This window comes from Flavobacterium marginilacus, from assembly GCF_026870155.1.
Classification (GTDB): Bacteria; Bacteroidota; Bacteroidia; order Flavobacteriales; family Flavobacteriaceae; genus Flavobacterium; species Flavobacterium marginilacus.
Map to the genome: position 1 here is coordinate 540,599 of NZ_CP113975.1, position 23,953 is coordinate 564,551.

Below are 23,953 nucleotides of genomic sequence, written 5' to 3' on the forward strand. Positions count from 1 at the left end.
TTTAAAATAATAAATCGAATAATTTACTATGCATGCATAACATTTTTTACAACTATTACGATTTCGTTAATTATAATGTGATAAGAATGTTTATAATGATAATTTTTATAAAAAATGAACAATATTTTGTGAATTTCAGCAATTTACATCAGCTGTCACAATTTATCAAAAGTTCATTAAGTGAATAAAAAGAAAAGATTTAGACAGCGGTTTTTTTTACGGATACTTTTTAGATCAAAATAAACACTAATTATTTCAGCAGATAAATAGGAATGAAAAGAACCAGTGCTAAATGGCTCTAAAAAAAACAATAGTATAAAACCTTGTTATTTTAAAGTGTTTTATGCTTTTAAGTAATTTAAAATAATTATTTTTGCATTTCTAAAAATTACACACGACTATATAAATATGAGAACGATACAATTTAGAGAGGCCATTTGTGAAGCGATGAGTGAAGAAATGCGCCGCGATGAGTCCATATACTTAATGGGTGAAGAGGTTGCAGAATACAATGGAGCTTACAAAGCTTCTAAAGGAATGCTTGCTGAATTTGGTGAAAAAAGAGTAATCGATACACCAATTGCTGAACTTGGTTTTACTGGAATTGCTGTAGGATCAGCAATGAACGGATGCCGCCCGATTGTTGAGTATATGACTTTCAACTTTTGTTTAGTTGGAATCGACCAAATTATAAACAACGCTGCCAAAATGCGTCAGATGACCGGCGGGCAGTTTAATGTACCAATCGTTTTCCGCGGACCGACTGCTTCGGCAGGACAATTGGGAGCAACTCACTCGCAGGCTATCGAGAACTGGTTTGCAAATACTCCAGGACTTAAAGTAATAGTTCCATCAAATGTTTATGATGCCAAAGGTTTATTGAAATCGGCTATTCGTGATAATGACCCAGTTATTTTCATGGAATCAGAGCAGATGTATGGTGATAAAGGTGAAGTGCCAGATGGTGAATATACTATTCCAATTGGAGTTGCAGATATTAAAAGAGAAGGAACTGATGTAACTATCGTTTCTTTCGGAAAAATTATCAAAGAAGCTTATATCGCTGCTGATGAATTAGCAAAAGAAGGAATCTCCTGTGAAATTATCGACTTAAGAACAGTTCGTCCAATGGATAAGGATGCGATTTTAACTTCCGTTAAAAAAACAAACAGATTGGTAATTCTTGAAGAGGCTTGGCCTTTTGCAAGTGTATCTTCAGAGATTGCTTACTTGGTTCAGGAACAGGCTTTCGATTTCCTTGATGCGCCAATCCAGCGTATTACTACAGCTGATACTCCAGCACCATATTCTCCAGTATTATTGAAAGAATGGCTGCCAAATGCTGTTGATGTTGTAAAAGCAGTGAAGAAAGTATTATACAAATAATTTGCATATAACTATTTAAAAAGCTTCATCAATTGTAATTTTGATGAAGCTTTTTTTTATATATCATGAAGAAAATAGTATCCGTTATCGTATTAATTTTTATTGCAGCTAACTCCATTTTTGGTCAGACAAAAGTGAGCGGTATTGTTGTGGATAAACTCAAACAGCCAGTTCCTTACGCGAATGTTGTTTTCAAAAATTCAAGTACAGGTACTGTGACCAACGAAGATGGAAGGTTTTATATGGAATCTCCAAACACCTACACAACATTATTAATTACTTCGATAGGTTTTGCTGACAAAGAAATTACGCTTAGCAAAACGGTTAATTATAATTTCACAATTGAATTAAGTGAGCAGCAGGAATTGAAAGAAGTCGTAATTTTTGCTGGAAAAACCTCCAAGAAAAATAATCCGGCGCTTGATATCCTCCGAAAAATTTGGGAGAAAAAGAAAAAAAATGGACTGTATCAGTTTGCACAATACCAGATGGAGAAATATGAAAAAGTGGAATTTGATATCAATTCTATTGACAGTGCATATAGAAAGCAAAAGATTTTCAAAGGCATGGAATTCATATTTGACCATGTTGACACTTCAAAAGTAACCGGGAAAACCTATTTGCCTATTTTTGTAAATGAAGCGCTGGTAGATGTTTATGGAGACAACAAAATACCAAAAGTAAAAGAAATCACCAAAGCCAGTAAAACTTCTGGTTTTGATGGGAATCAGCAAATTTTATCATTCATAAAAGATTTATATTCTGATTACAACATATATAATAATTACATAGCATTATTTGATAAAAGTTTTACCAGCCCGCTATCCAGAACAGGAATTGATGTCTATAATTATGTATTAAAAGACAGTGCTTATATTGATAAAAAATGGTGCTATAATATTGTTTTTTATCCAAGGAGGAAAAACGAATTGACTTTCAAAGGAGATTTTTGGGTAAATGATACGACATTTGCCATAAAAAGAATCAATATGGCAGTTACCAAAAGTGCCAATATTAACTGGGTAAAAGATGTTTATGTAGAACAGGAATTTGAAGTTTTAAACGATTCTGTTTTTCTTTTGACCAAAGATTATTTGATGTCTGATTTTGCCTTTAATAAAAAAGACAAATCAAAAGGAGTTTATGGTAAGCGTACCACTTATTATCAGAATCATAAATTCAACATCCAAAAACCGGAAAAATTCTATAAAGAAGAAGTTAATTTTATAGACAACGAAATATACAAGAAGAGTGATGAATACTGGGAAGAGAATCGCTTTGAAAAATTAACCAAAGACGAGCAGGGCGTTTACAAAATGCTCGACACTTTGAAAAATGTACAAGCCTTTAAACAGATTACCAATTTAGTAACGACGCTGGCGAGTGGTTACGTAAATTATGGCAATTATGATTTTGGGCCTATTTTTTCCACTTTTGGCTATAATGAAGTTGAAGGGTTTAAAACTAGATTAGGTGCGCGAACCTATTTTGGTCCAAATGACCCTTGGCGCGTACAGGCATTTATTGCCTATGGTGCCAGAGACGATAAATTTAAATATGGTTTAGCTGGAAAATGGATGATCGACAAGAAAAACCGAATCATCATATCGGGAGGAAACAGACGCGATATAGAGCAGTTAGGGGCTCAATTGACAACGACTAATGATATATTGGCAAGGAATTATGGTTCATCTTCTTTTTTCACCACCGGATCAAATGGAAAATTAACAAATATTGGTTTAACAAACCTTTATGTTGCTGTTGAGCCAATAAAAAACCTAACATTTCAAACAGGAGTAACATATAAAACACTGGAGTCAGCATCGCCAGTCTTTAGTTTAGACTACTATACTGCATTACCATCTGCTGCAAACCCTGCAGGTGTTGTAAAAAGTACGACTACTCAATCCGAGTTTAATATTCAGGCAGAGTACACTCCAAATCGAAGAACCATTGCATATGGTGTCGAAAGAAGTATAGCTAATAGTCCATACACCACCTTATTTGTAAATTATAGTCAAGGATATAAAGGAGTTTTAAACAGCGATTTCAATTATAAAAAACTTGAGATTTACTACAAACAGCCTATTATTATTGGCCCATTGGGACGCACCAATTTAATTTTGGAAGCGGGAAAAACCTTTGGAACTGTACCTTTGGGATTATTAAGTATTGTGCCTGGAAACCAGACTTTTTTCACTATGGAAAACGCTTTCAGTAATCTTAACTATTATGAATTTGTTACAGATAAATATGCAACTTTACAGTGGAATCACGATTTTAACGGAAGATTGTTTGCCAGAGTTCCATTTTTACGAAAACTAAATTGGAGAGAAATTGTAGGAGTTAAAGGGGCTTACGGAACCATTAGTGATGCTAATAAAAGTATAAACGCTTCTGGATTAGAATACACTGCACCCGAAAATATATACTGGGAATATAATGCAGGAATAGGAAATATTTTCAAGGTCTTTCGATTGGATTTTTCTTGGAGAGGCAGTTACTTAAATACCCCAAACATTAACCGATTTGCTGTTAAGGGATCGTTTGGGTTCTATTTTTAGGGGTTGTACTGCGAACTGGACAAATCCGTTACAAGCTGACTAAAAAACTGCTATTTTTGTAAAAATAAAAAGGGAGTCCTTTAACCGTTTTTTTACTTCAACAAAAATCAGCAGTTTTTTTCATAAGGCTTTTCATTTAATCCGAGCGTAGCGAACTTGCGAAGTAATCCGGGCTAAAAAAAATCAAACCATGCAGGCAGCAATTGACTATCTATTTCAAAAAGACCCTATATTTCAGCATATAATTGATACCTACGGATTGCCGGTAATTCCAAGAAGACCTCAGGGATTTGAAACGCTGGTGCTGTTAATTTTAGAGCAACAGGTTTCCATAGATTCGGCAAAAGCCACTTTTTTAAAAATAAAAGCACATACGGACTGCAGTCCTGAAGCGATGTCTGTTTTGCCTGACGAAGAGTTTAGAGCTTTGGGAGTCAGCAGGCAGAAGACTAATTATATAAAAGTATTAGCCCAGGCCGTCCTTAATAAAGAACTTGATATTGAAGGTCTAGCAGCCAAATCTGCACAGCAGGTCCGGGAAGAATTAATCAGATTAAAAGGAATCGGGAACTGGACTATCGATATTTACCTCATGTTTTGCCTGCAGGAACCCGATTTAATTCCGCTGGGCGATATAGCAGTTATTAATACAATCAAAGAACTGCTTGACATTCATGACAGAAAAGAAATGGAAATTCACACAGAGAAATGGAGTCCATACCGCTCTTATGCAACATTTTTGCTTTGGCATTATTATTTAAGAAAACGAAAAAGGACAATTGTGTATTAAATTGTTAATTAACAAAAACTTTATAGTCATTATTGTCTTTTTTTATTGCAAAAAAGTATTGTTTGATTACTTTTGCAGTCGTTAATAAAATTAAGAAAAGACAAAAAAATAATGACTGCAGACAAATTAAAAACTTTTGACGTATTAATTGAAATACCAAGAGGAAGTAGAAATAAATACGAGTACGATTTTGAGATAAAAAGAATGCGTTTTGACAGGATGTTATTCTCTTCAATGATGTACCCAGCTGATTATGGATTCATTCCTGAAACTTTAGCATTAGACGGTGACCCGTTAGATGTTTTAGTTTTGATAAACGAACCTACTTTTCCCGGCTGTGTAATTGAAGTAAAACCTATTGGAGTTTTCCATATGGCTGATGATAAAGGACCAGACGAAAAAATTATCTGCGTACCAGTTTCTGATCCAATCTGGAATTCATTAGAAAACTTATCAGATATCAATCCTCACTTATTGAAAGAAATTGAACATTTTTTCCAGGTTTACAAAGATCTTGAACACAAAAAAGTAGATGTAGAAGGATGGGGAGATGTAAATGAAGCATTTGATATCATCAAAGAATGTACACAGCGTTTTAATGATATTCCAAATAAAGCAGAAGGATTATTTAGCATTAAATAATTTTTACACTTTGAATTTGTAAAAAAAGCAATACTCTGCAAAGAGTGTTGCTTTTTTTTGTTAAATTGCTATCCATTACTTTTTTTATTATTAACCGAATCAAAAAAAATATTTATGGATTCAATTATGATTTATGTGCCAATTGTCATGGCAATAATAGGACTTATTTTTATGACTGTTAAAAAATCTTGGGTGTTAAAACAAGATCCTGGAGATGGCAAAATGAAGGAGATATCAGATTATATATATGAAGGGGCTTTGGCTTTCTTAAAGGCAGAATACCGATTATTGGCTGTCTTTGTATTGATCGCAAGTGTTGTATTAGCAGGAATCACTTTTATCCCTGGAGTTAAAACCAATATATTAATAGTAGTTGCCTTTGTCTTCGGAGCATTTTTCTCAGCATTGGCAGGAAATATGGGAATGAAAATCGCAACAAAAACCAATGTTAGAACTACTCAGGCCGCGCGTACCAGCTTGCCACAAGCTTTGAAAGTATCTTTTGGCGGAGGAACTGTAATGGGATTAGGCGTAGCCGGTTTAGCTGTTTTAGGTTTAACCGGTTTTTTTATTCTTTTTTTTAGAATATTTATGAACGGTGAATGGACATCAACAGAAGACATGACCGTTGTTCTGGAAACCTTGGCAGGTTTCTCTCTTGGAGCTGAATCTATTGCATTGTTTGCACGTGTTGGCGGAGGAATTTACACCAAGGCTGCCGATGTTGGAGCTGATTTAGTTGGTAAAGTCGAAGCAGGAATCCCAGAAGATGATCCTCGTAATCCAGCTACTATTGCAGATAACGTAGGAGACAATGTAGGAGACGTTGCGGGAATGGGAGCTGACTTATTTGGGTCGTATGTAGCAACTGTTTTGGCAGCAATGGTTCTTGGGAATTATGTGATAAAAGATATGGGCGGGAACATTCAGGATGCTTTCGGTGGTATCGGGCCAATTTTATTACCAATGGCAATTGCAGGTTTTGGAATTTTGTTTTCTATAATTGGCACTATGCTCGTTAAAATTACAGACGAAAACGCCAAAGAAGCTCAGGTTCAAAAAGCATTGAATATTGGTAACTGGATTTCTATTGTTTTAACAGCAATTGCTTGTTATTTCTTAGTACATCACATGCTTCCTGAAACAATGAGTATGACTTTCTTTGGTGAAGGTTCTAAAGAAATTTCGTCCATGCATGTGTTTTATGCAACACTGATAGGTTTAGTTGTAGGCGGTGCTATTTCATCGGTAACTGAATATTATACAGGATTGGGAACAAAACCAGTATTAGCTATTGTTCAAAAATCAAGCACAGGAGCAGGAACAAACGTAATTGCAGGATTGGCTACAGGAATGATTTCTACTTTTCCAACAGTTTTATTGTTTGCAGTTGCTATTTGGGCTTCTTATGCTTTGGCTGGATTTTACGGTGTTGCATTAGCAGCTTCAGCGATGATGGCAACTACGGCGATGCAGTTAGCAATAGATGCTTTTGGACCTATATCAGACAATGCCGGAGGAATTGCCGAGATGAGTGAACTGCCAAAAGAAGTACGTACTAGAACCGATATTTTGGATTCAGTAGGAAATACAACTGCTGCAACAGGAAAAGGTTTTGCAATTGCTTCGGCTGCTTTGACTTCTTTGGCTTTATTTGCAGCTTATGTGACCTTTACAGGAATTGACGGAATCAATATATTCAAAGCGCCTGTATTAGCAATGTTATTTGTCGGCGGAATGATACCAGTTGTTTTCTCGGCTTTGGCGATGAATTCAGTTGGAAAAGCGGCAATGGACATGGTTTACGAAGTACGTCGTCAGTTCAAAGAAATCTCTGGAATTATGGAAGGAACCGGAAAACCGGAATATGCAAAATGTGTTGATATTTCTACAAAGGCAGCTTTGCGCGAAATGATGTTACCGGGTATTTTAACTATTGGCTTTCCAATTGCAATTGTTCTTATAGGGAAATTAGTGTACGGAGATAATAATCAGTTAATCGCCGAAATGCTGGGTGGTTATATGGCTGGAGTTACTGTTTCGGGAGTGCTTTGGGCAGTTTTTCAAAACAATGCCGGCGGTGCTTGGGATAATGCTAAAAAATCATTTGAAGCTGGGGTTATGATTAATGGTGAAATGACATATAAAGGTTCAGACGCGCATAAAGCGGCGGTTACCGGAGATACTGTTGGAGATCCATTTAAAGATACTTCAGGGCCGTCAATGAATATTTTAATCAAATTGACCTGTTTGATTGGGTTAGTTATGGCTCCGATTTTAGGAAACGGAAGCAGTACAGTTGGGACTGACAGCTGTTGTGCAAAGAAAGAAATCAAAATGAAAGAATGCCATACAGATGAAGGAGCTATGATGATGGAAAAATGCGACATGTCTAAATGTGCAAAAATGACTAAAGAGGAATGTGCAAAAATGTGTGACAGCCTAAAATGTACTCCGGAACAGAAAGAAATGTGTTTGTCTCATTATGATAAAGACGGCAAATTTGTTGAACCAAAAGGAAAATCATGCTGTGCTAAAAAAGGACAGGCAGAAAAAGAAGTGAAAGTACAGCTGATAAATAAAGACGGAAAAGTAGCAGCTACAGTAACTACTTCAATAAATGGCAATGAAAACGTACAGGTTTTTGAAGGCTCATTGGAAGAAGTAAAAGCTAAAGTAGAAGCTTTGAAATAAAAATAGTTGTTTAAATGAAAATGCCCCGAAGATTCGGGGCATTTTTTATTTTCAAAAGAGATGAAAGTACAATATTAAAATAATCCGTTTAGCTCAGCATCAATCCTATTGATGATATTTCCTAAATCTTCTGGATTGTCTACAAAATTGATATTGTCTACATCAATAATCATAATTTTTCCCTTATTGTAGGTTTGAATCCATGCTTCATAACGCTCATTGAGTCGGCTTAAATAGTCAATGGAAATGGTGTTTTCGTACTCACGTCCTCTTTTATGAATCTGGCCTACTAAGTTAGGGATGGAACTTCTTAAGTAAATTAATAAATCGGGAGCTTTGACAAGTGTTTCCATTAATTCAAACAGAGAAGAATAGTTTTCAAAATCACGGCTTGTCATCAGCCCCATAGCATAAAGGTTGGGAGCAAAAATATGAGCATCTTCATAAATGGTTCTGTCTTGAATGATTTTTTTTCCACTCTCACGAATCTGCATTATCTGACGAAAACGGCTGTTCAAAAAGTAGATTTGTAAATTAAAAGACCAGCGTTCCATCTGATGGTAAAAGTCATCAAGATAGGGGTTGTCTACTACTTCTTCAAAATGAGGTTCCCATTTAAAATGTTTGGCTAACAGACGGGTTAATGTTGTTTTTCCTGAGCCTATATTTCCAGCTATAGCTATGTGCATTACGATGTTACGATTTTATAATTCATACTTTATAAGATTGTAAAAATAGATAAAAATTAGTTTTGGCAAAGGGAATTATACAACGATTTTGAAATATTAATTTTTGCAAATCCGCCAATTGACAAAAAAAAACCATCCGATTGCCGAATGGTTTTTTTTGTATAAAATATTTTAGATTTTACAATCCAAAAGCAGTTTTTACTTGATCTACAAAATCTAATTTCTCCCAGGTAAATAAGTCAACAGTAACTGTTTTAGTTAATCCGCCCGGAGCAGAGAAAGTTTTGGTTACAGTCTCAGGAGTACGTCCCATGTGTCCGTAAGCAGCAGTTTCGCTGTAAATTGGATTTCTTAATTTTAATCTTTGTTCGATGAAATAAGGACGCATATCAAAAATAGCTTCTACTTTTTTAGCAATTTCGCCATTAGTTAAATTCACTTTTGATGTTCCGTAAGTTTCGATGAAAATACCCATTGGTTTAGCCACTCCAATTGCATACGAAACCTGAACCAAAATTTCATCAGCAACACCAGCTGCAACAAGGTTTTTAGCGATATGACGTGTAGCATAAGCAGCACTTCTGTCTACTTTACTTGGATCTTTTCCAGAAAAAGCACCACCACCGTGAGCTCCTTTACCTCCGTAAGTGTCAACAATAATTTTTCTTCCTGTCAAGCCAGTATCTCCGTGAGGTCCTCCAATTACGAATTTTCCTGTTGGATTAATATGGTATTGAATTTTGTCATTGAATAAATGTGCGTGTTCTGGATTTTTTGCAATGATTCTTGGAATCAATATTTCGATAATGTCTTTTTTGATTTTCGCAAGCATTGCAGCTTCTTCATCAAAATCGTCATGCTGTGTAGAAATTACGATAGCATCAATACGTGTTGGTTTGTTGTCATCGCTGTATTCTAAAGTAACCTGTGATTTTGCATCAGGACGCAAATAAGTGATTTCGTTGTTTTCACGTCTCAAGATGGCTAATTCCTGTAACAATTTATGAGATAAATCAAGTGCCAAAGGCATATAATTTTCAGTTTCATTTGTTGCGTAGCCAAACATCATTCCCTGGTCACCAGCTCCTTGCTCTTCTTTACTAGCTCTGTCAACCCCTTGATTAATATCTGCAGATTGTTCGTGAATTGCAGAAAGAATACCGCAGGAATTGGCTTCAAACATGTATTCGCTTTTGGTATAACCAATTTTGCGGATTACTTCACGGGCAATTTGCTGTACATCTAAGTAGGTATTCGATTTTACTTCACCTGCCAAGATTACCTGGCCAGTAGTCACTAACGTCTCACAAGCTACTTTTGAGTCAGCATCAAATGCCAAAAAGTTATCAATTAATGCATCCGAAATCTGATCTGCAACTTTGTCTGGGTGTCCCTCACTTACAGATTCTGACGTAAATAAATAAGCCATAATAAATATAAATTTTTAAAATTAATCGAGGAAAAACAATTGCGGGAATGCTAAAGGAGAGTTTCTGCTTTAGCATTTTTTATACTGAAAATTTTTCAGTACTCATAATGAAGTCGTTTCATTATGAAGAGGTTGCAATCAGTTCAAATTTTTCCTCTTGTATTCGGGTGCAAAGGTATGAAACCATTTTGAATTGCAAATTATTCTTTTACTTTTTTTGATTAATTAAGAGGAATTTAACAATGTATAGTAATTCTATAGAATTTATAAATATATTGATTTTCACTTACCAAAAATGTAATCAAAAGAAGGACAGATTTTAAATCTTAAAAATTAAGACAATTAAAAGATTATGACTCTCCGTAACTAATACCAAATAGATTTTTAAAAAAAATAGTAATGAAATCTGTGAAAATCTCTGTAATCAGTGGCGAAAAAAACACATGGTATTATTTGTGGACAGTCATATAAAAGATTGTGACTTATTGATCTTTTTGATAATAATTAATTAGGTAAACTGTTGCAGAAATTTTAGAATTCATTTTAGATATAATTAATTATAAAAAAGTATAAAGATTTGTTTTAAGCAGCGGTATTATAAATTTTTAGTAAAAAATATTTTTCACACATAAAACTCCTTAAGCCTTGAATTTAAAGAAGTTTTTAAAGGTTTTTTTGATAAAATTGGTAAACTGAATCTTTTTTTAAATGTTAAAAAATGTATTTTTTTTTGGTGGTTTGAAAATACTTACTACATTTACTCTATCAAATTAGTCGAATTAAAATAATTCAAAGAATTTTTCAATTAAAAACAAATTATAATATGAAAACAATATCAGATAAAAAGAGAATGTGCTGTATGATGCGAAAATGTGTTTCAAGCTGCTGTTGTCAAAAGTGAAAGATGAATCTTTATTATAGTAAAAAACTATAAACCTTTTGGCCAGTCTGTCGAAAGGTTTTTTTATTCCACGCTTTTAAAAATTATAATCATGAAAACATTAAATAATCAACAAAACAGCAACTTAATAGAGGATGTTCAAACAGAAGCATCTCAGCAAAATGAAGAGTTGTATTTAACAGGTCACGAATCATTACTATTTAAAATGTATGATTTAGAAGAAGAAGACCTTTTTGTTTAAAAAATAAAGCATTACTAATTCAAAATACTATTTAATAATATTAAAAAAACACGAAATCATGAGCACTCAAAACTTTGCAACAAATGCATTACACGCAGGACACGACGTAACTAAAAATGGCGGATCTAGAGCAGTTCCAATTTATCAGACCTCTTCTTATGTATTTAATAATTCCGATCATGCTGCCAATTTATTTGGCCTTGCCGAAGAAGGATATATTTATACGAGATTAAATAATCCTACAAATGACATTCTCGAAAAACGATTGGCAGTTCTGGAAGGAGGTATTGGCGCTGTAGTGACAGCCTCTGGAGCATCAGCTATTTCGACAGCTTTGTTAGTGCTGCTGAAAGCTGGTGATCACATTGTAGCATCCAGCAGTTTATACGGCGGAACTTATAATTTATTGAAAGTAACATTGCCAAGATTAGGGATTACAACCACATTTGTAGATGCTGCAGATCCAGAAAATTTTACGCGTGCTGCCAAACAGAATACAAAAGCATTCTTTGTAGAAAGTTTAGGAAACCCAAAATTGGATGTGCTGAATTTAAAAGCAATTTCACAGGAAGCAAAGGCTTTCAAAGTTCCGTTTATAGTTGATAATACAGTCGCTTCACCATATTTATTGAACCCAATTGAACATGGAGCAGATATTGTTATCCATTCTTTGACTAAATATATTTCAGGAAACGGAACGTCTTTGGGAGGAGTAATCATCGATGCTGGAAAATTTGACTGGGCAAATGGAAAATTCCCAGAATTCACCGAGCCATCTGCAGGATATCATGGTTTAGTATATCACGAAGCTTTAGGAAATGCGGCATTTATTGCAAAAGCACGTATCGAAGGATTACGGGATCATGGAGCTGCCTTGAGTCCTTTTAATGCTTTCCAGATTATACAAGGCTTAGAAACTTTAGAAGTCCGCATCAAAAGACATAGCGAAAACGCTTTGGCACTGGCACAATGGCTAGAGGTTCAGGATGAGGTTGCTTGGGTAAATTATCCAGGATTGAAATCTAGTAAATACTATGTTTTAGTTCAAAAATATCTGCCAAAAGGCCAAAGCGGTGTTGTAACTTTTGGTTTAAAAGCAGGTTTTGATGCAGCCAAAAAAGTAGCCGATAACACAAAACTGTTTTCCATATTGGCAAACATCGGTGATACAAAATCACTGATTATTCACCCTGCCAGCACCACACATCAGCAATTGACAGATGAGGAGCAGATCTCAACAGGTGTTACCAAAGATTTAATCAGACTGTCCGTTGGGCTTGAAGATATAGAGGATTTAAAAGCAGATTTAAAAGCTGTTTTTGAAACCATAAAAACGCCACAATTAGCTTAATAATGTGTTTTTTTTGTTAGTAAAACTGCCTTAGCTACTTTGGATTGTTAGCCTAAGGTAGTTTTTACAAAAAATAATTTTAAATGATATGGAAAATTTAGAAAAAATAGATCTCTTTAATTTTGATTTAGAAATAGGAAAGCAAAAAGCATATCTGCCTTTGTTTTATAATGTCTTCGGGAGACCGCTGGGCAGTGCTCCTGTTGTGGTAATAAACCATTCCTTGACAGGAAACTCTAAAGTTACTGGTGAAAAAGGATGGTGGAATGGTATTGTTGGCGAAAACAGAGCAATTGATACCGATTATTTTACGGTTATTGCGTTTAATATTCCAGGCAATGGCTATGATGATAATATTGAGAATCTGATTGATAATTATCGCGATTTTAGTGTTCGGGATATTGCCAGAATCTTTTGGGAAGGTTTGTTTTACTTGAAAGTAAAAAATGTTTATGCCGTAATCGGTGGCAGTTTAGGCGGAGCCATAGCTTGGGAAATGGCAGCTTTACAGCCAGACAAGATTGATAATCTCATTCCAATTGCTACTGATTGGAAAGCTACCGATTGGGTTATTGCCAATGTATTGATTCAGGATCAAATCTTAAACCATTCGGATGATCCAATTGTGGATGCTCGTCTGCATGCAACATTGCTGTATAGAACTCCCGAATATGTCAATCAAAGATTCAGAAGAAGCAAATTGGATGAATTATCAGCGCTGAAAATTGAGAATTGGCTGCTCGATCATGGTTTTAAATTAAAAAACAGATACCGGCTGGCTGCTTATAAATTGATGAATCATTTGCTCAAAACAATTGATATTACTAGAAACAGACCCGATTTTTTGACTGTTGCCAATTCAATTGAGAGCAATATTCATCTTGTAACTGTTGATACAGATTATTTGTTTATTGCCGAGGAAACCCGTAAAACCTACAGAGAATTGACCAATAAAAAGCTGAATGTTTTTTATCACCAGATTCAATCCATTCACGGTCACGATGCTTATCTGATAGAATTCAATCAGCTGTCCGATATTTTGAAACCAATTTTTAATTTTAATAAACAGCACCTTTATGCCAGCGCTTAAGATAAATGTAATCCTTTTTGGAATTGGAAGCGTGGGGAGCGCATTGATAAATCAGATTATTGAAAGCCAGCAGTTCTATCAGGAAAAGAAAGATATCGATTTGCGCTTCCCTGTTATTACCAACTCAACTTTAGCTTTTTTTGAAAAAGAGGGAGTCAAAAATAGTTGGGAAGCCAATTTCGATAAGTTAGCGTTTCCTTTTACAATAGCTGATATTGTTGAGTTTGTCAAAATCAAAGAACTGGAGAACGTAATAATTGTAGATGCTACAGAAAGTTCAGAATTAGTAAAACATTATATTCCCTTAATTCAAAACGGATTTGATATTGTGGCTGCGAATCAAAAAGCAAACATATTGCACATTGATTTTTATAAAGAAATCCGAAGAAATCTAAAAAGGTTTGATAAGTCATTTTTGTATGAAACTAATATTGGAGCAGGAATTCCGGTTTTGCAAATCATCAGTGATCTGTATTATTCAGGAGAAAAAATAACAAAAATCAGAGGTGTTTTTTCAGATTCATTAAGCTATATTTTTAATAGGTTTTCATCAGAAGCGGTGTCTTTCTCTTCTATATTAAACGATTCAGATAAAAAAGGTTTGCTAAAAACCGATTATAAAGAAGAGCTTTCTGGGATTGGAGTGGCAAAGAAAGTATTAGTTTTAGCAAGAGAATTGGGCAAAGAGATAGAGTTTTTGGATATAAAAATAACTTCACTTTTGTCACACGGCCTGGAGGATTCAAATCTCAAGTCAAAATTTTTATCTAATGCGAGTGTATTGGACAAAGATTTTGAAGTGGCCAAAATTACACAGCCAGAAAATGAAGTGTTAAGATATGTTGGAGAAATTTCGATTCCAGAAAATAAATTTGAAGTCAAGCTGGTTTCTGAACCCGTTTCTTCCGCTATTGGCCAATTAAAAGGAACCGAAACAGTCTATGAAATTTATACACAATCCCGAGGAAATAATCCAATTATTGTGCGTGGAGATACTTCAGGAAAAAAGACGGAAACAATTGCCAGAGGAATTCTCTTGGACATTTTAAAAGTAAGCGAAAAAATAAAAATAAAAGAAGCAATTTGGCTATAAAGCAATAATAAATACCAAATGAAATGAGTATTACTACAAATTGGTCGCAAGCACCAATGATTATATGCGAAACGTAGTTCGATGATTCTAATAAAATATAAACAGTCATCAATTACATATGACCAATAAAAAGCAATAAAATTTACATATGAATTTAAATTATATAGCACTTGCAGTTCCATTTTTTGCAATATTCATGCTTTTGGAATACTATATTAGTGTAAGGAAAAATAAAAAACTTCATCATTTTAACGAAAGTGTTGCCAATCTAAACGTCGGAATCGCAGAACGTATCGCCGATCTTTTGACTACGGGAACATTTTTCTTTATTTTTTCATGGCTAAATGCAAATTTCTCTATTTTTTCAATTGAATCAACCGCAACAACTTGGGTTTTACTTTTTTTGGCTACCGATCTGCTTTGGTATTGGTACCATCGATTTGGGCATACTGTTAATCTTTTTTGGGCATCACATATAGTACATCATCAAAGTGACGATTTTAATTATACGGCTGCTGCCAGAATTACCGTTTTTCAGGCCGTTGCCAGAGGTTTGTTTTGGTGTGTTTTGCCCATTATTGGTTTCAATGCGCAAATGATTACGGTGTTATTGCTCATTCACGGGACTTATCCTTTTTTTACACATACACAACTGGTTGGTAAACTGGGCTGGCTGGAGTATATTATTGTAACGCCATCACACCATAGGGTTCATCATAGCAGTAATCCAGAGTATTTGGATAAAAATTATGGTGACATGCTGATTATATGGGATAAAATCTTTGGAACTTTTATTGAAGAAACCACGGAACCTAAATTTGGATTAACCAAATCATTAGGCAGTTATAGTTTTTTATGGCAGCATTTTCATTATGTTCTCGAATTGGCGGTTGCTTTTAGAATGGCTAAAACTGCGAAACAGAAATTCAAAGTAATTTTTGGAGGTCCAAATGATATTGATGCCAGAATCCGATTGCTTCTTGAAAGAAAGTTTTCTAAAAAAACAGTTGAAGCTGATGTTAAGTATTCAAAGAAGCTGACTAATTCAATTATAGCCAAAACTGCTGTGACGATGATCGTATTATTCTTGACGATACTTTTTGCAGAGTTTATAACTGCGTTCAATATTTTTTTAATAACGGTTTTTATTATTTTGAGCGTAATAGCAACTGGCGCAATGCTGGATCAAAAAAAATGGATTTTTCATTTGGATTTTTTAAGGCTGGTGATTATTAGTTTTTTGAGTTTTTCGTTTTTTCCAAATCCATTTTTGCATTTTATTATCGCATTGTTTGGCGCAGTAGGGGTTTTATTTTATCAAACCATCCATTCAAAGTATCAGGATTTCCTGTTTTCTGCTTAATTTTCAGCTGTTTAGTCGGAAAAAAAAGAGAAAATTTTGTTAAAAAAGAGAAAGAAATATTAAAATATTTAGACGGTATTTGTTTAAATTATTGATTGGTAAATAGTTAGTATTTTAACTTAATATATTTTTATTATTAAATTTACGTTTAGCATTTGGAAAATTGAAAAAAAGTTTAGATATTTGTACAACAAAATAAAAACAGAAAAATGAGATTTAATCTTTGCAATATGTCTAAAAAAGCCATTCAGGTGAAAACCTGCAAGGGGAGGTGTATATAGCTTTATTTTAAATTAAAAAATATATAGCAAAAACCTCCCAACTTATTGGGAGGTTTTTTTTTAGTCATTTCCTAAGTCATTTTTTTTAAAGATTAAAACAATAATAAGATTAAGTAAAACAATAATTAAGCATGCAGCAACTTTACACTAATAAGATTACCGTTTGCAAGGCAAAGAAGATGAAGAAGACGATGATGCGTGTCAATGCCATGATGGCTGCCCGTATTTGTTGATTCCAAAAGAATAAGTTTTATAGTATAACTTAAAACCCTTTTGGATATGTATCTAAAAGGGTTTTTTGTTTAAGTGAAAATATAAAAAAAATAAAATTATGAGTTCTAAAAAAATAAAATCAAAAGTATCTCACACAGCAAGTCTGTCGATCTTTTTTTGTTGTATTAAAAGAGAAAGCGTCCGGTTGTTTTTTAAAGAGCAGACTCATAATGCCAAAAAACAGAAAGTATAAAATAAGTATAAGCCATAAAAATAATTACAAAATTACAATATCATGAAAACGATAACATACATCAGAAATACAGTAGAGTTCTTCAAAAGGACAATTACAAAAACTATAAATATCGAACCATTCAATCCAAAAAAAGAGTTGGATCACCCAAGATTTGACGTAGATGAAAATTTTGATTTGAAAGAGAGAAGAGGGAATAATTCTTTATTGTTTCATATGTATTCTAAAGAAAATGAAACTCTTTTTATCTGACACAAAACAGGCGTAACACTAGAAATTGACAGGTTAAAATTATCTGCCAAAAATTGCACAGATAAAAACACGGAATATCTTTTTGTATAAAAAGAAATACGTGAGAATAAGTGCAATCTTTGGCAATTTTTTTAATGTTGAAGAAAGGCTGTTTTAAATATCAGTTGAATAATTATTTGGTGGTTTCATAAAATTGTGGTTAATTTGCACCGTTAAGTTCAGAAACGTATTGAAATGTTATAAAGAAAGGCAGAGGGATTAGACCCGATGAAGCCTTAGCAACCCTTCGATTTATCGAAGAAGGTGCTGCATTCTACCACGCCCAAACGTGGAAAGATAACACAAAGAAAATCATCTAGTTTTTTTCAGCTTTCTTCATAATATTTCCGGTACAAATCAAAAAAAATAATAAAGATTTGAAATTGGAAAATAAACCAACTATAATTACCATACAAAATTTTACTACTGAAAGTGGTGCTTTTTATGCTTCGATCAATTTGAGTTATGAAATTTTCGGACGTGATCTGCATACTGCGCCTATTGTTTTGGTCAATCATGCACTTACCGGAAACTCACATGTTGTGGGGTCTAAAGGATGGTGGAATGTACTGATAGGTGAAAACAGAACAATTGATACTAGTAAATATACCATACTTGCTTTTAATGTGCCTGGAAATGGTTTTGATGGAACAGTTATTGAAAACCATTTGGATTTTACGGCGAGAGATGTGGCAAAACTTTTTATAGAAGGGCTGAAAATACTTGAAATTAATCAATTATATGCCATCATCGGCGGTTCTGTAGGTGGTGGAATTGCTTGGGAAATTGCTGGATTGGAACCTAAAATAACAAAACATTTAATTCCGATTGCGACCGACTGGAAATCGACTGACTGGCTGATTGCAAACTGTTTTTTACAGGAACAGATTCTGAGTAATTCGGCAAAGCCGATTGAAGATGCCCGAATTCATGCCATGTTATGTTATAGAACGCCGGAGTCTTTTAAGGCAAAATTTGACCGAACGACGAATCAGGAGTTATTGATTTTTAATATCGAAAGCTGGTTACAGCACCACGGTGAAAAATTGCAGAAACGTTTTCAGCTTTCGGCTTACAAATTGATGAATCAGCTGCTGAAAACGATAGATGTTGCCCGGGGAAGGGAATCTTTTGTGGCGGTGGCATCACAGATAGAAGCAGATATACATATTATCGGGATTAATTCGGATTTATTTTTTACGGTAAATGAAAATAAAGCGACCTACGAAACATTGAAAGAACACAAGAAAAACGTCACGTTTCAGGAGATTGATTCCATTCATGGGCATGATGCTTTCCTGATTGAATATAAACAATTGGACAGCTTGCTTAAAGGTGTTTTTTAGAAGCAAAATGATTGTGGTTTTGCAGAAAAGCTGTGGATAACTGCTCGCGTGAGGGATAGAAGCAAGCTACCAACGTAGCGCGGATAGCCCGACAGCATCCCGATAAAAGGGCGAGTAAAGACAAAGTGAAGTTGCCCTTTTTATCGGGATGGTGGCACGCCCAATTAATGATTATAAAAGGAGAAAAAGATATAAAAGAATTGGTCGAAATAAGATTTTGACTTAAAAGAGTAGAACAATGAAAATATTAAAATTTGGAGGAAAGTCTTTGTCAAACGGAGACGGAATCAATAAAGTGGTTGCAATTATTGAGAGTAAGGTGAAAGCAGGCGAGCAGATTGCGATAGTAGTTTCGGCACGCGGGAATGCCACAGATGAATTGGAAGCAATATTGGCGCTTGCTTCAAAAAATGGGGATTACAAACCGCTTTTTGAGGATTTTAAAAAATATCAGCAGGATGTTTATGCAGACGTAGATTTGTCTGAAGAGTTCAGCAAGCTGGAAAAATTATTTGAAGGCGTGAGCCTCATTGGGGATTACAGCGTGAAAATTAAGGATGAGGTTTTGTCTAAAGGCGAACTGATTTCGGCTAAATTATTGACCGCGATTTTGGTAAAAAAAGGTATAAAAGCCAATTTTGCCGACACTAGAGAATTGATAAAAACCGATTCGAATTATGGTGATGCACAGCCTGTGGAGCAATTGTCAAAGAAGAATGTGGTGGCTTATTTTAAGGAACACAATGGCGAGACGGTGAATGTTGTTACGGGCTTTATAGGTTCCAATAGTAAAAACGAAGCAACGACTCTGGGCAGGAACGGCAGTAATTACACGGCTTCACTGCTTGCAAATTATCTGGATGCAAAAGAGCTTCAGAATTACACGCACGTTGATGGAATCTATACTGCAAACCCTGATTTGGTTTTTGATGCTAAAAAAATTGATCATTTGACGTTTAATGAAGCGAATGAGCTGGCCAATTTTGGAGCAACCATTTTGCATGCAAAGACGATTATTCCGTTGCTGGAAAAAAATATTCCGCTTCGTATTTTAAATACGTTCAATCATGAAAATCAAGGAACTTTAATTACGTCAAATGCTAATAAGGAAGGAATTAAAACACTTTCGGTTCTTGAGAACGTGGCTTTGGTGAATCTGGAAGGAAGAGGACTGCTTGGTAAAACTGGTGTCGATGCCCGAATTTTTAAAGTGATGGGCGACAACGAAATCAGTGTGAGTATCATTTCGCAGGGTTCATCCGAAAGGGGAATCGGAATTGTGGTCGATGCCGATAAAGCGACCCGAGCGATGATTGAACTGGAAAAAGAATTTGAAAACGATTTTTATTCCAAAGACGTCAATAAAATTACGGTTACCGATAATGTTTCGGTGATTTCGATTATTGGCCAGGATTTGAGCACGTTTCACAAACCTTATACAGCTTTGATTAAAAACAAAATTGTTCCTATCCTTTTCAACAATACGGTTACGGGGAAAAACGTGAGTTTGGTGGTGAGAAAATCCGAGCTGAACAAGGCATTGAACGTAATTCACGGAGAGATTTTTGGAGTTTCCAAGAAAATAAACATTGCAGTTTTTGGTCATGGATTGGTAGGCGGAACGCTGATTAACCAAATATTGGAATCGGCTGGAGCTATCGAAAAGCGTAAGGGAATTAAACTGAATGTTTTTGCGATTGCTAATTCCAAAAGCCTGCTTTTGAATAAAGACGGAGTTTCGCCAAACTGGAGAAATGAAATTCAAAACAATGGAGTTGCTTATACGATTGATGATGTTATCGCTTTCGCTAATGATAATCATTTGGAGAATTTGATTGCCATTGACAATTCAGCAAGTAAATCTTTTGTTGAGAATTATATTAAACTGGCAGAAAATAGTTTTGACCTAATTTCATCCAATAAAGTGGCGAATACGTTGAGTTATTCATTTTACAAACAATTGCGTCAGGTATTGGAAGACAACCAAAAAACATATTTGTATGAAACAAATGTAGGTGCAGGTTTGCCATTGATTGATACGATAAAATTATTACATCTTTCGGGTGAAAACATCACGAAGATAAAAGGGGTTTTCTCAGGGACTTTGAGTTATCTGTTTAATAATTTTTCTGCCAAAGACGCTCCGTTCAGCGAAATATTGAAAGAAGCTATCGATAATGGTTACACAGAACCAGACCCAAGAGAAGACCTTTGTGGAAACGACGTGGGAAGAAAATTATTGATTTTGGCTAGAGAATTAGACTTACAGAATGAGTTTGAAGAGATTTCAATTCAGAATTTAATTCCAGAGCATTTACGTGAAGGAGAAGTTTCGGATTTCTTAAATAAACTGAAAGAGTTTGATCCGATTTATGATAAAATTAAAGCCGACCAACAGCCAAACCACGTGTTAAGATACATTGGTGAATTATCGGGTGATTTGCAAAATGACAAAGGAAATTTAGAAGTAAAATTAGTTTCAGTACCAAAAGACACTGCACTAGGCGGATTGAAAGGTTCGGATTCGTTCTTCGAAATTTACACAGAATCGTATGGTGACAGACCAATCGTGATTCAAGGAGCTGGAGCAGGATCTGCTGTAACTGCGAGAGGTGTTTTTGGAGATATTTTGAGATTATCGGATAAAGGGTAAAGGATTTTAGATTGCAGGTTTTTGATTTTAGATTTCAGATTGCAGGATAATGATAACCGTTGAATCTGCGTTTGAAAAACGTATTATTCACATTAAAAAATAGCTATGGTTGAAGTTTTTAGTGGTTCGTATTTTGAGGCAATGAACGTTAGAAATTTATTGGAAGGAAATGAAATTTCAGTTTTTGCTCAAAATGAATACATGTCAAATATTGAGCCTTGGGCTGTTACTTCGGGAGGGTTGAATCCTGTAAAGCTTCAGGTTAATGAATCTGATAAGGAAGCATCAAGGACAATAATTGAAGATTATTTAAAGGGTAATAATAATTTAGAGACTGAGGATAAATAAAAATAACAAAACTCCTGCTTTGGCTTTCCTCTCCTTTGGAGAGTTGGGGGTGAGGAAATAACAACAATAAAAATGAAAATAACACTTAACAGAGTAAACGATAACTTCCATTTTGAGTTAAAAAACGAACGCGGTCACATCGTAAATATTGATGCAAGACCAGAATTTGGAGGAAATGATATGGGACCAAGCCCAATGGAATTAGTATTGATGGGCGTTGCAGGATGCAGCGGTATCGATATGATTTCGATTCTAAAAAAACAGCGCCAGGAAATCACTTCTTTCAAAGCTGAGGTTGAAGGGGAACGTGTACAGGTAGGTGAAGCAAAACCATTTAAAGATATTTATGTGGTTTTTTCTTTGGAAGGAAATATTAAAGAAGACAAAGCGGCCAAAGCGGCACAATTATCATTCGATAAATACTGTTCAGTTTCTAAAACTGTAGAACCAACAGCAACAATACACTATAAAGTAGTTTTGAACGGAGTGGAATTAGCCAAAATCTAAAGACATTCATAAACTAAAAAACATACAAACAAAAAAACATGAACGAACAAGAATTTGGTTTTGAAACCGAAGCCATCCGCGGTCAAATAGAAAGAACTCAATATTTAGAGCATTCAGTTCCCTTATATTTAACATCCAGTTTTGTATTTGAAGATGCCGAAGACATGCGTGCTTCTTTTGCAGATGAAAAAGATCGTAATATTTACAGCCGATACAGCAATCCGAATACGAACGAATTTATAGATAAAATCTGCAGAATGGAAGGTGCTGAGGCAGGTTTCGCATTTGCATCGGGTATGGCTGCGGTGTATTCTACTTTTATGGCTCTGCTGAAATCAGGAGATCATATTGTGTCTTCTAGCAGTGTTTTTGGGACAACTCATTCTTTGTTTATGAATTATTATCCAAAATGGGGTATTGAAACATCTTATTTTGACCTTACTAAACCAGAAACCATTGAAGGTTTGATACAGTCAAATACAAAGATACTTTTTGCTGAATCACCGACTAATCCAGCTGTTGATATTATTGATTTAGAGCTTTTGGGAAATATTGCCAAAAAGCACAACTTGATTTTGATTATCGATAACTGTTTCGCTACGCCATACATTCAGCAGCCTATAAAATGGGGTGCGCATTTGGTTATCCATTCGGCAACTAAATTAATTGACGGTCAAGGAAGAGTTTTGGGCGGAATCACAGTAGGTAACGCCGATCTGATTAAAGATATTTACCTGTTTTCACGACTTACAGGTCCTGCATTATCACCTTTTAATGCGTGGGTATTGTCAAAAAGTTTGGAGACTTTGGCAGTCCGTGTCGAAAGACATTGCGAAAATGCATTGAAAGTGGCTGAGTTTCTGGAAAAACATCCAAACGTAAACAGCGTGAAATATCCGTTCCTGAAATCGCATCCACAGTATGAAATCGCTCAAAAACAAATGAAATTAGGAGGTAATATTGTTGCGTTCGAAGTGAAAGGTGGCATTGAAGCGGGAAGAGCATTTTTAAACAAAATAAAATTATGTTCATTGTCGCCAAATTTAGGTGATACCAGAACAATTGTAACGCATCCGGCCTCTACAACTCACAGTAAATTAACCGTTGAAGAGCGTCTTGCCGTGAGCATAACAGATGGTTTGGTTCGTGTGTCCGTAGGATTGGAAACCGTAGAAGATGTAATCGCCGATTTGGAGCAGGCGCTTTCTTAAATGAAGCCATTCTTTTTTTAAGTTCTATTTTTTTGATTTAAAAAGAGTATATTCGTACGTAATAAAAATAGTATAATCGATTATATTTGATTTTAAACATGAAAAACACTACATATATTCTTGATGAAAAATTATTAGTATCCGGCGGGAAAAGATTCTTGAATTATATTTTAGATTTATCTTTTTATGTAATATTTATTGTTTTTTTGGCATTTATAACGGCTGTCATTGCTACGTTATTAGGTTTAACAAATGTACTTCTTTGGATGCAGAATATTTCTGATTTACAATCGAATATAATAGCCGTTATTGTAATGATAATCTATTATGTACTTACAGAAGGAATACTAGGCAGGTCACTTGCAAAATTTATAACGGGGACTATAGTAGTAGATGAAAATGGTGAGAAACCATCATTTGGAATTTTTTTTCAAAGAACACTATGTCGTTTAATTCCATTTGAAGCTTTTTCTTTTTTAGGTAATTCAGGAAGAGGCTGGCATGATTCTATCTCAGATACATATGTTGTTGATAAAAAAGAATTAGAAAAAAGTCTAAGAATATTTAATGAAATGGATCAAATAGGTGAAGTTTCATAAGTAAATATAATTATAGCA

The 23,953-nt window shown here is 34.7% G+C and carries 19 protein-coding genes and 1 riboswitch; of the genes, 17 read left to right on the forward strand and 2 right to left on the reverse strand.

Annotation, left to right across the window (positions count from 1 at the left end; all coding sequences use genetic code 11):
- Window positions 1-408: 408 nt before the first annotated feature.
- The 5 genes from OZP07_RS02430 (at window position 409) to OZP07_RS02450 (ending at window position 8,076) form a co-directional block, all read left to right on the forward strand.
- Entirely contained in the window at window positions 409-1,386 is a 978-nt protein-coding gene (locus tag OZP07_RS02430) for a pyruvate dehydrogenase complex E1 component subunit beta (protein WP_281637152.1), read from the forward strand.
- A gap of 65 nt (window positions 1,387-1,451) precedes the next feature.
- Window positions 1,452-3,950 (forward strand): DUF5686 and carboxypeptidase-like regulatory domain-containing protein, encoded by a 2,499-nt coding sequence (locus OZP07_RS02435; RefSeq protein WP_194641177.1) that lies wholly within the window; start codon window positions 1,452-1,454, stop codon window positions 3,948-3,950.
- A gap of 190 nt (window positions 3,951-4,140) precedes the next feature.
- The gene (locus OZP07_RS02440) at window positions 4,141-4,740 is read left to right on the forward strand and encodes a DNA-3-methyladenine glycosylase family protein (RefSeq protein ID WP_194641176.1); all 600 of its coding nucleotides are present in this window, start codon (window positions 4,141-4,143) and stop codon (window positions 4,738-4,740) included.
- A gap of 111 nt (window positions 4,741-4,851) precedes the next feature.
- Window positions 4,852-5,382, forward strand: coding sequence for an inorganic diphosphatase (locus OZP07_RS02445; protein ID WP_194641175.1), 531 nt, complete (start codon window positions 4,852-4,854; stop codon window positions 5,380-5,382).
- Between the two features lie 114 nt (window positions 5,383-5,496).
- Window positions 5,497-8,076: a sodium-translocating pyrophosphatase gene (locus tag OZP07_RS02450; RefSeq protein WP_281637153.1), complete on the forward strand. Its 2,580-nt coding sequence runs from the start codon at window positions 5,497-5,499 to the stop codon at window positions 8,074-8,076.
- Between the two features lie 74 nt (window positions 8,077-8,150).
- Here OZP07_RS02450 and OZP07_RS02455 read toward each other — a convergent pair whose 3' ends face one another.
- Both OZP07_RS02455 and metK read right to left on the reverse strand, forming a co-directional pair.
- The gene (locus tag OZP07_RS02455; protein ID WP_194641173.1) at window positions 8,151-8,765 is read right to left on the reverse strand and encodes a deoxynucleoside kinase; all 615 of its coding nucleotides are present in this window, start codon (window positions 8,763-8,765) and stop codon (window positions 8,151-8,153) included.
- Window positions 8,766-8,943: 178 nt separating this feature from the next.
- Window positions 8,944-10,194 carry a methionine adenosyltransferase gene (gene metK, locus OZP07_RS02460; RefSeq protein WP_194641172.1) on the reverse strand — a complete coding sequence of 417 codons (1,251 nt, stop codon included), beginning with the start codon at window positions 10,192-10,194 and terminating at the stop codon, window positions 8,944-8,946.
- Between the two features lie 992 nt (window positions 10,195-11,186).
- Between metK and OZP07_RS02465 the strand changes: the two genes are divergently transcribed.
- The 12 genes from OZP07_RS02465 to OZP07_RS02520 all read left to right on the forward strand — a co-directional run bounded on the left by OZP07_RS02465 (window position 11,187) and on the right by OZP07_RS02520 (window position 23,935).
- Window positions 11,187-11,336 (forward strand): hypothetical protein, encoded by a 150-nt coding sequence (locus OZP07_RS02465; protein WP_281637154.1) that lies wholly within the window; start codon window positions 11,187-11,189, stop codon window positions 11,334-11,336.
- A gap of 58 nt (window positions 11,337-11,394) precedes the next feature.
- A complete protein-coding gene (locus OZP07_RS02470; RefSeq protein WP_281637155.1) occupies window positions 11,395-12,687 on the forward strand; it encodes an O-acetylhomoserine aminocarboxypropyltransferase/cysteine synthase family protein in 1,293 nt (430 codons plus the stop codon).
- An 88-nt stretch (window positions 12,688-12,775) separates the two neighbouring features.
- Window positions 12,776-13,777, forward strand: coding sequence for an alpha/beta fold hydrolase (locus OZP07_RS02475; protein WP_281637156.1), 1,002 nt, complete (start codon window positions 12,776-12,778; stop codon window positions 13,775-13,777).
- Window positions 13,764-14,870, forward strand: coding sequence for a homoserine dehydrogenase family protein (locus tag OZP07_RS02480; RefSeq protein ID WP_281637157.1), 1,107 nt, complete (start codon window positions 13,764-13,766; stop codon window positions 14,868-14,870). The genes OZP07_RS02475 and OZP07_RS02480 overlap by 14 nt, the downstream gene beginning before the upstream one ends.
- A gap of 148 nt (window positions 14,871-15,018) precedes the next feature.
- Complete coding sequence (locus OZP07_RS02485; protein WP_281637158.1) at window positions 15,019-16,233, forward strand: sterol desaturase family protein; 1,215 nt, start codon at window positions 15,019-15,021, stop codon at window positions 16,231-16,233.
- A gap of 789 nt (window positions 16,234-17,022) precedes the next feature.
- Complete coding sequence (locus OZP07_RS02490; protein ID WP_194641166.1) at window positions 17,023-17,232, forward strand: hypothetical protein; 210 nt, start codon at window positions 17,023-17,025, stop codon at window positions 17,230-17,232.
- A 234-nt stretch (window positions 17,233-17,466) separates the two neighbouring features.
- Window positions 17,467-17,575, forward strand: a riboswitch (SAM riboswitch).
- 79 nt (window positions 17,576-17,654) lie between these two features.
- On the forward strand, window positions 17,655-18,617 hold the full coding sequence (locus OZP07_RS02495; protein ID WP_349293651.1) for an alpha/beta fold hydrolase: 963 nt from the start codon (window positions 17,655-17,657) through the stop codon (window positions 18,615-18,617).
- A 238-nt stretch (window positions 18,618-18,855) separates the two neighbouring features.
- Window positions 18,856-21,270 (forward strand): bifunctional aspartate kinase/homoserine dehydrogenase I, encoded by a 2,415-nt coding sequence (gene thrA / locus OZP07_RS02500; RefSeq protein ID WP_281637159.1) that lies wholly within the window; start codon window positions 18,856-18,858, stop codon window positions 21,268-21,270.
- A 105-nt stretch (window positions 21,271-21,375) separates the two neighbouring features.
- Window positions 21,376-21,618, forward strand: coding sequence for a putative signal transducing protein (locus tag OZP07_RS02505; RefSeq protein WP_281637160.1), 243 nt, complete (start codon window positions 21,376-21,378; stop codon window positions 21,616-21,618).
- 72 nt (window positions 21,619-21,690) lie between these two features.
- Entirely contained in the window at window positions 21,691-22,125 is a 435-nt protein-coding gene (locus tag OZP07_RS02510) for an OsmC family protein (RefSeq protein WP_281637161.1), read from the forward strand.
- Between the two features lie 38 nt (window positions 22,126-22,163).
- Window positions 22,164-23,336 carry a trans-sulfuration enzyme family protein gene (locus tag OZP07_RS02515; protein ID WP_281637162.1) on the forward strand — a complete coding sequence of 391 codons (1,173 nt, stop codon included), beginning with the start codon at window positions 22,164-22,166 and terminating at the stop codon, window positions 23,334-23,336.
- Window positions 23,337-23,434: 98 nt separating this feature from the next.
- Entirely contained in the window at window positions 23,435-23,935 is a 501-nt protein-coding gene (locus OZP07_RS02520) for an RDD family protein (RefSeq protein ID WP_281637163.1), read from the forward strand.
- Window positions 23,936-23,953: the final 18 nt, after the last annotated feature.

Excerpts from the sequence above, each read along its gene's own strand:
- OZP07_RS02430 (WP_281637152.1), top strand. The coding sequence starts at position 409 with ATGAGAACGATACAATTTAGAGAGGCCATTTGTGAAGCGATGAGTGAA.
- OZP07_RS02435 (WP_194641177.1), top strand. The coding sequence starts at position 1,452 with ATGAAGAAAATAGTATCCGTTATCGTATTAATTTTTATTGCAGCTAAC.
- OZP07_RS02440 (WP_194641176.1), top strand. The coding sequence starts at position 4,141 with ATGCAGGCAGCAATTGACTATCTATTTCAAAAAGACCCTATATTTCAG.
- OZP07_RS02445 (WP_194641175.1), top strand. The coding sequence starts at position 4,852 with ATGACTGCAGACAAATTAAAAACTTTTGACGTATTAATTGAAATACCA.
- OZP07_RS02450 (WP_281637153.1), top strand. The coding sequence starts at position 5,497 with ATGGATTCAATTATGATTTATGTGCCAATTGTCATGGCAATAATAGGA.
- OZP07_RS02455 (WP_194641173.1), bottom strand. The coding sequence starts at position 8,765 with ATGCACATAGCTATAGCTGGAAATATAGGCTCAGGAAAAACAACATTA.
- metK (WP_194641172.1), bottom strand. The coding sequence starts at position 10,194 with ATGGCTTATTTATTTACGTCAGAATCTGTAAGTGAGGGACACCCAGAC.
- OZP07_RS02465 (WP_281637154.1), top strand. The coding sequence starts at position 11,187 with ATGAAAACATTAAATAATCAACAAAACAGCAACTTAATAGAGGATGTT.
- OZP07_RS02470 (WP_281637155.1), top strand. The coding sequence starts at position 11,395 with ATGAGCACTCAAAACTTTGCAACAAATGCATTACACGCAGGACACGAC.
- OZP07_RS02475 (WP_281637156.1), top strand. The coding sequence starts at position 12,776 with ATGGAAAATTTAGAAAAAATAGATCTCTTTAATTTTGATTTAGAAATA.
- OZP07_RS02480 (WP_281637157.1), top strand. The coding sequence starts at position 13,764 with ATGCCAGCGCTTAAGATAAATGTAATCCTTTTTGGAATTGGAAGCGTG.
- OZP07_RS02485 (WP_281637158.1), top strand. The coding sequence starts at position 15,019 with ATGAATTTAAATTATATAGCACTTGCAGTTCCATTTTTTGCAATATTC.
- OZP07_RS02490 (WP_194641166.1), top strand. The coding sequence starts at position 17,023 with ATGAAAACGATAACATACATCAGAAATACAGTAGAGTTCTTCAAAAGG.
- thrA (WP_281637159.1), top strand. The coding sequence starts at position 18,856 with ATGAAAATATTAAAATTTGGAGGAAAGTCTTTGTCAAACGGAGACGGA.
- OZP07_RS02505 (WP_281637160.1), top strand. The coding sequence starts at position 21,376 with ATGGTTGAAGTTTTTAGTGGTTCGTATTTTGAGGCAATGAACGTTAGA.
- OZP07_RS02510 (WP_281637161.1), top strand. The coding sequence starts at position 21,691 with ATGAAAATAACACTTAACAGAGTAAACGATAACTTCCATTTTGAGTTA.
- OZP07_RS02515 (WP_281637162.1), top strand. The coding sequence starts at position 22,164 with ATGAACGAACAAGAATTTGGTTTTGAAACCGAAGCCATCCGCGGTCAA.
- OZP07_RS02520 (WP_281637163.1), top strand. The coding sequence starts at position 23,435 with ATGAAAAACACTACATATATTCTTGATGAAAAATTATTAGTATCCGGC.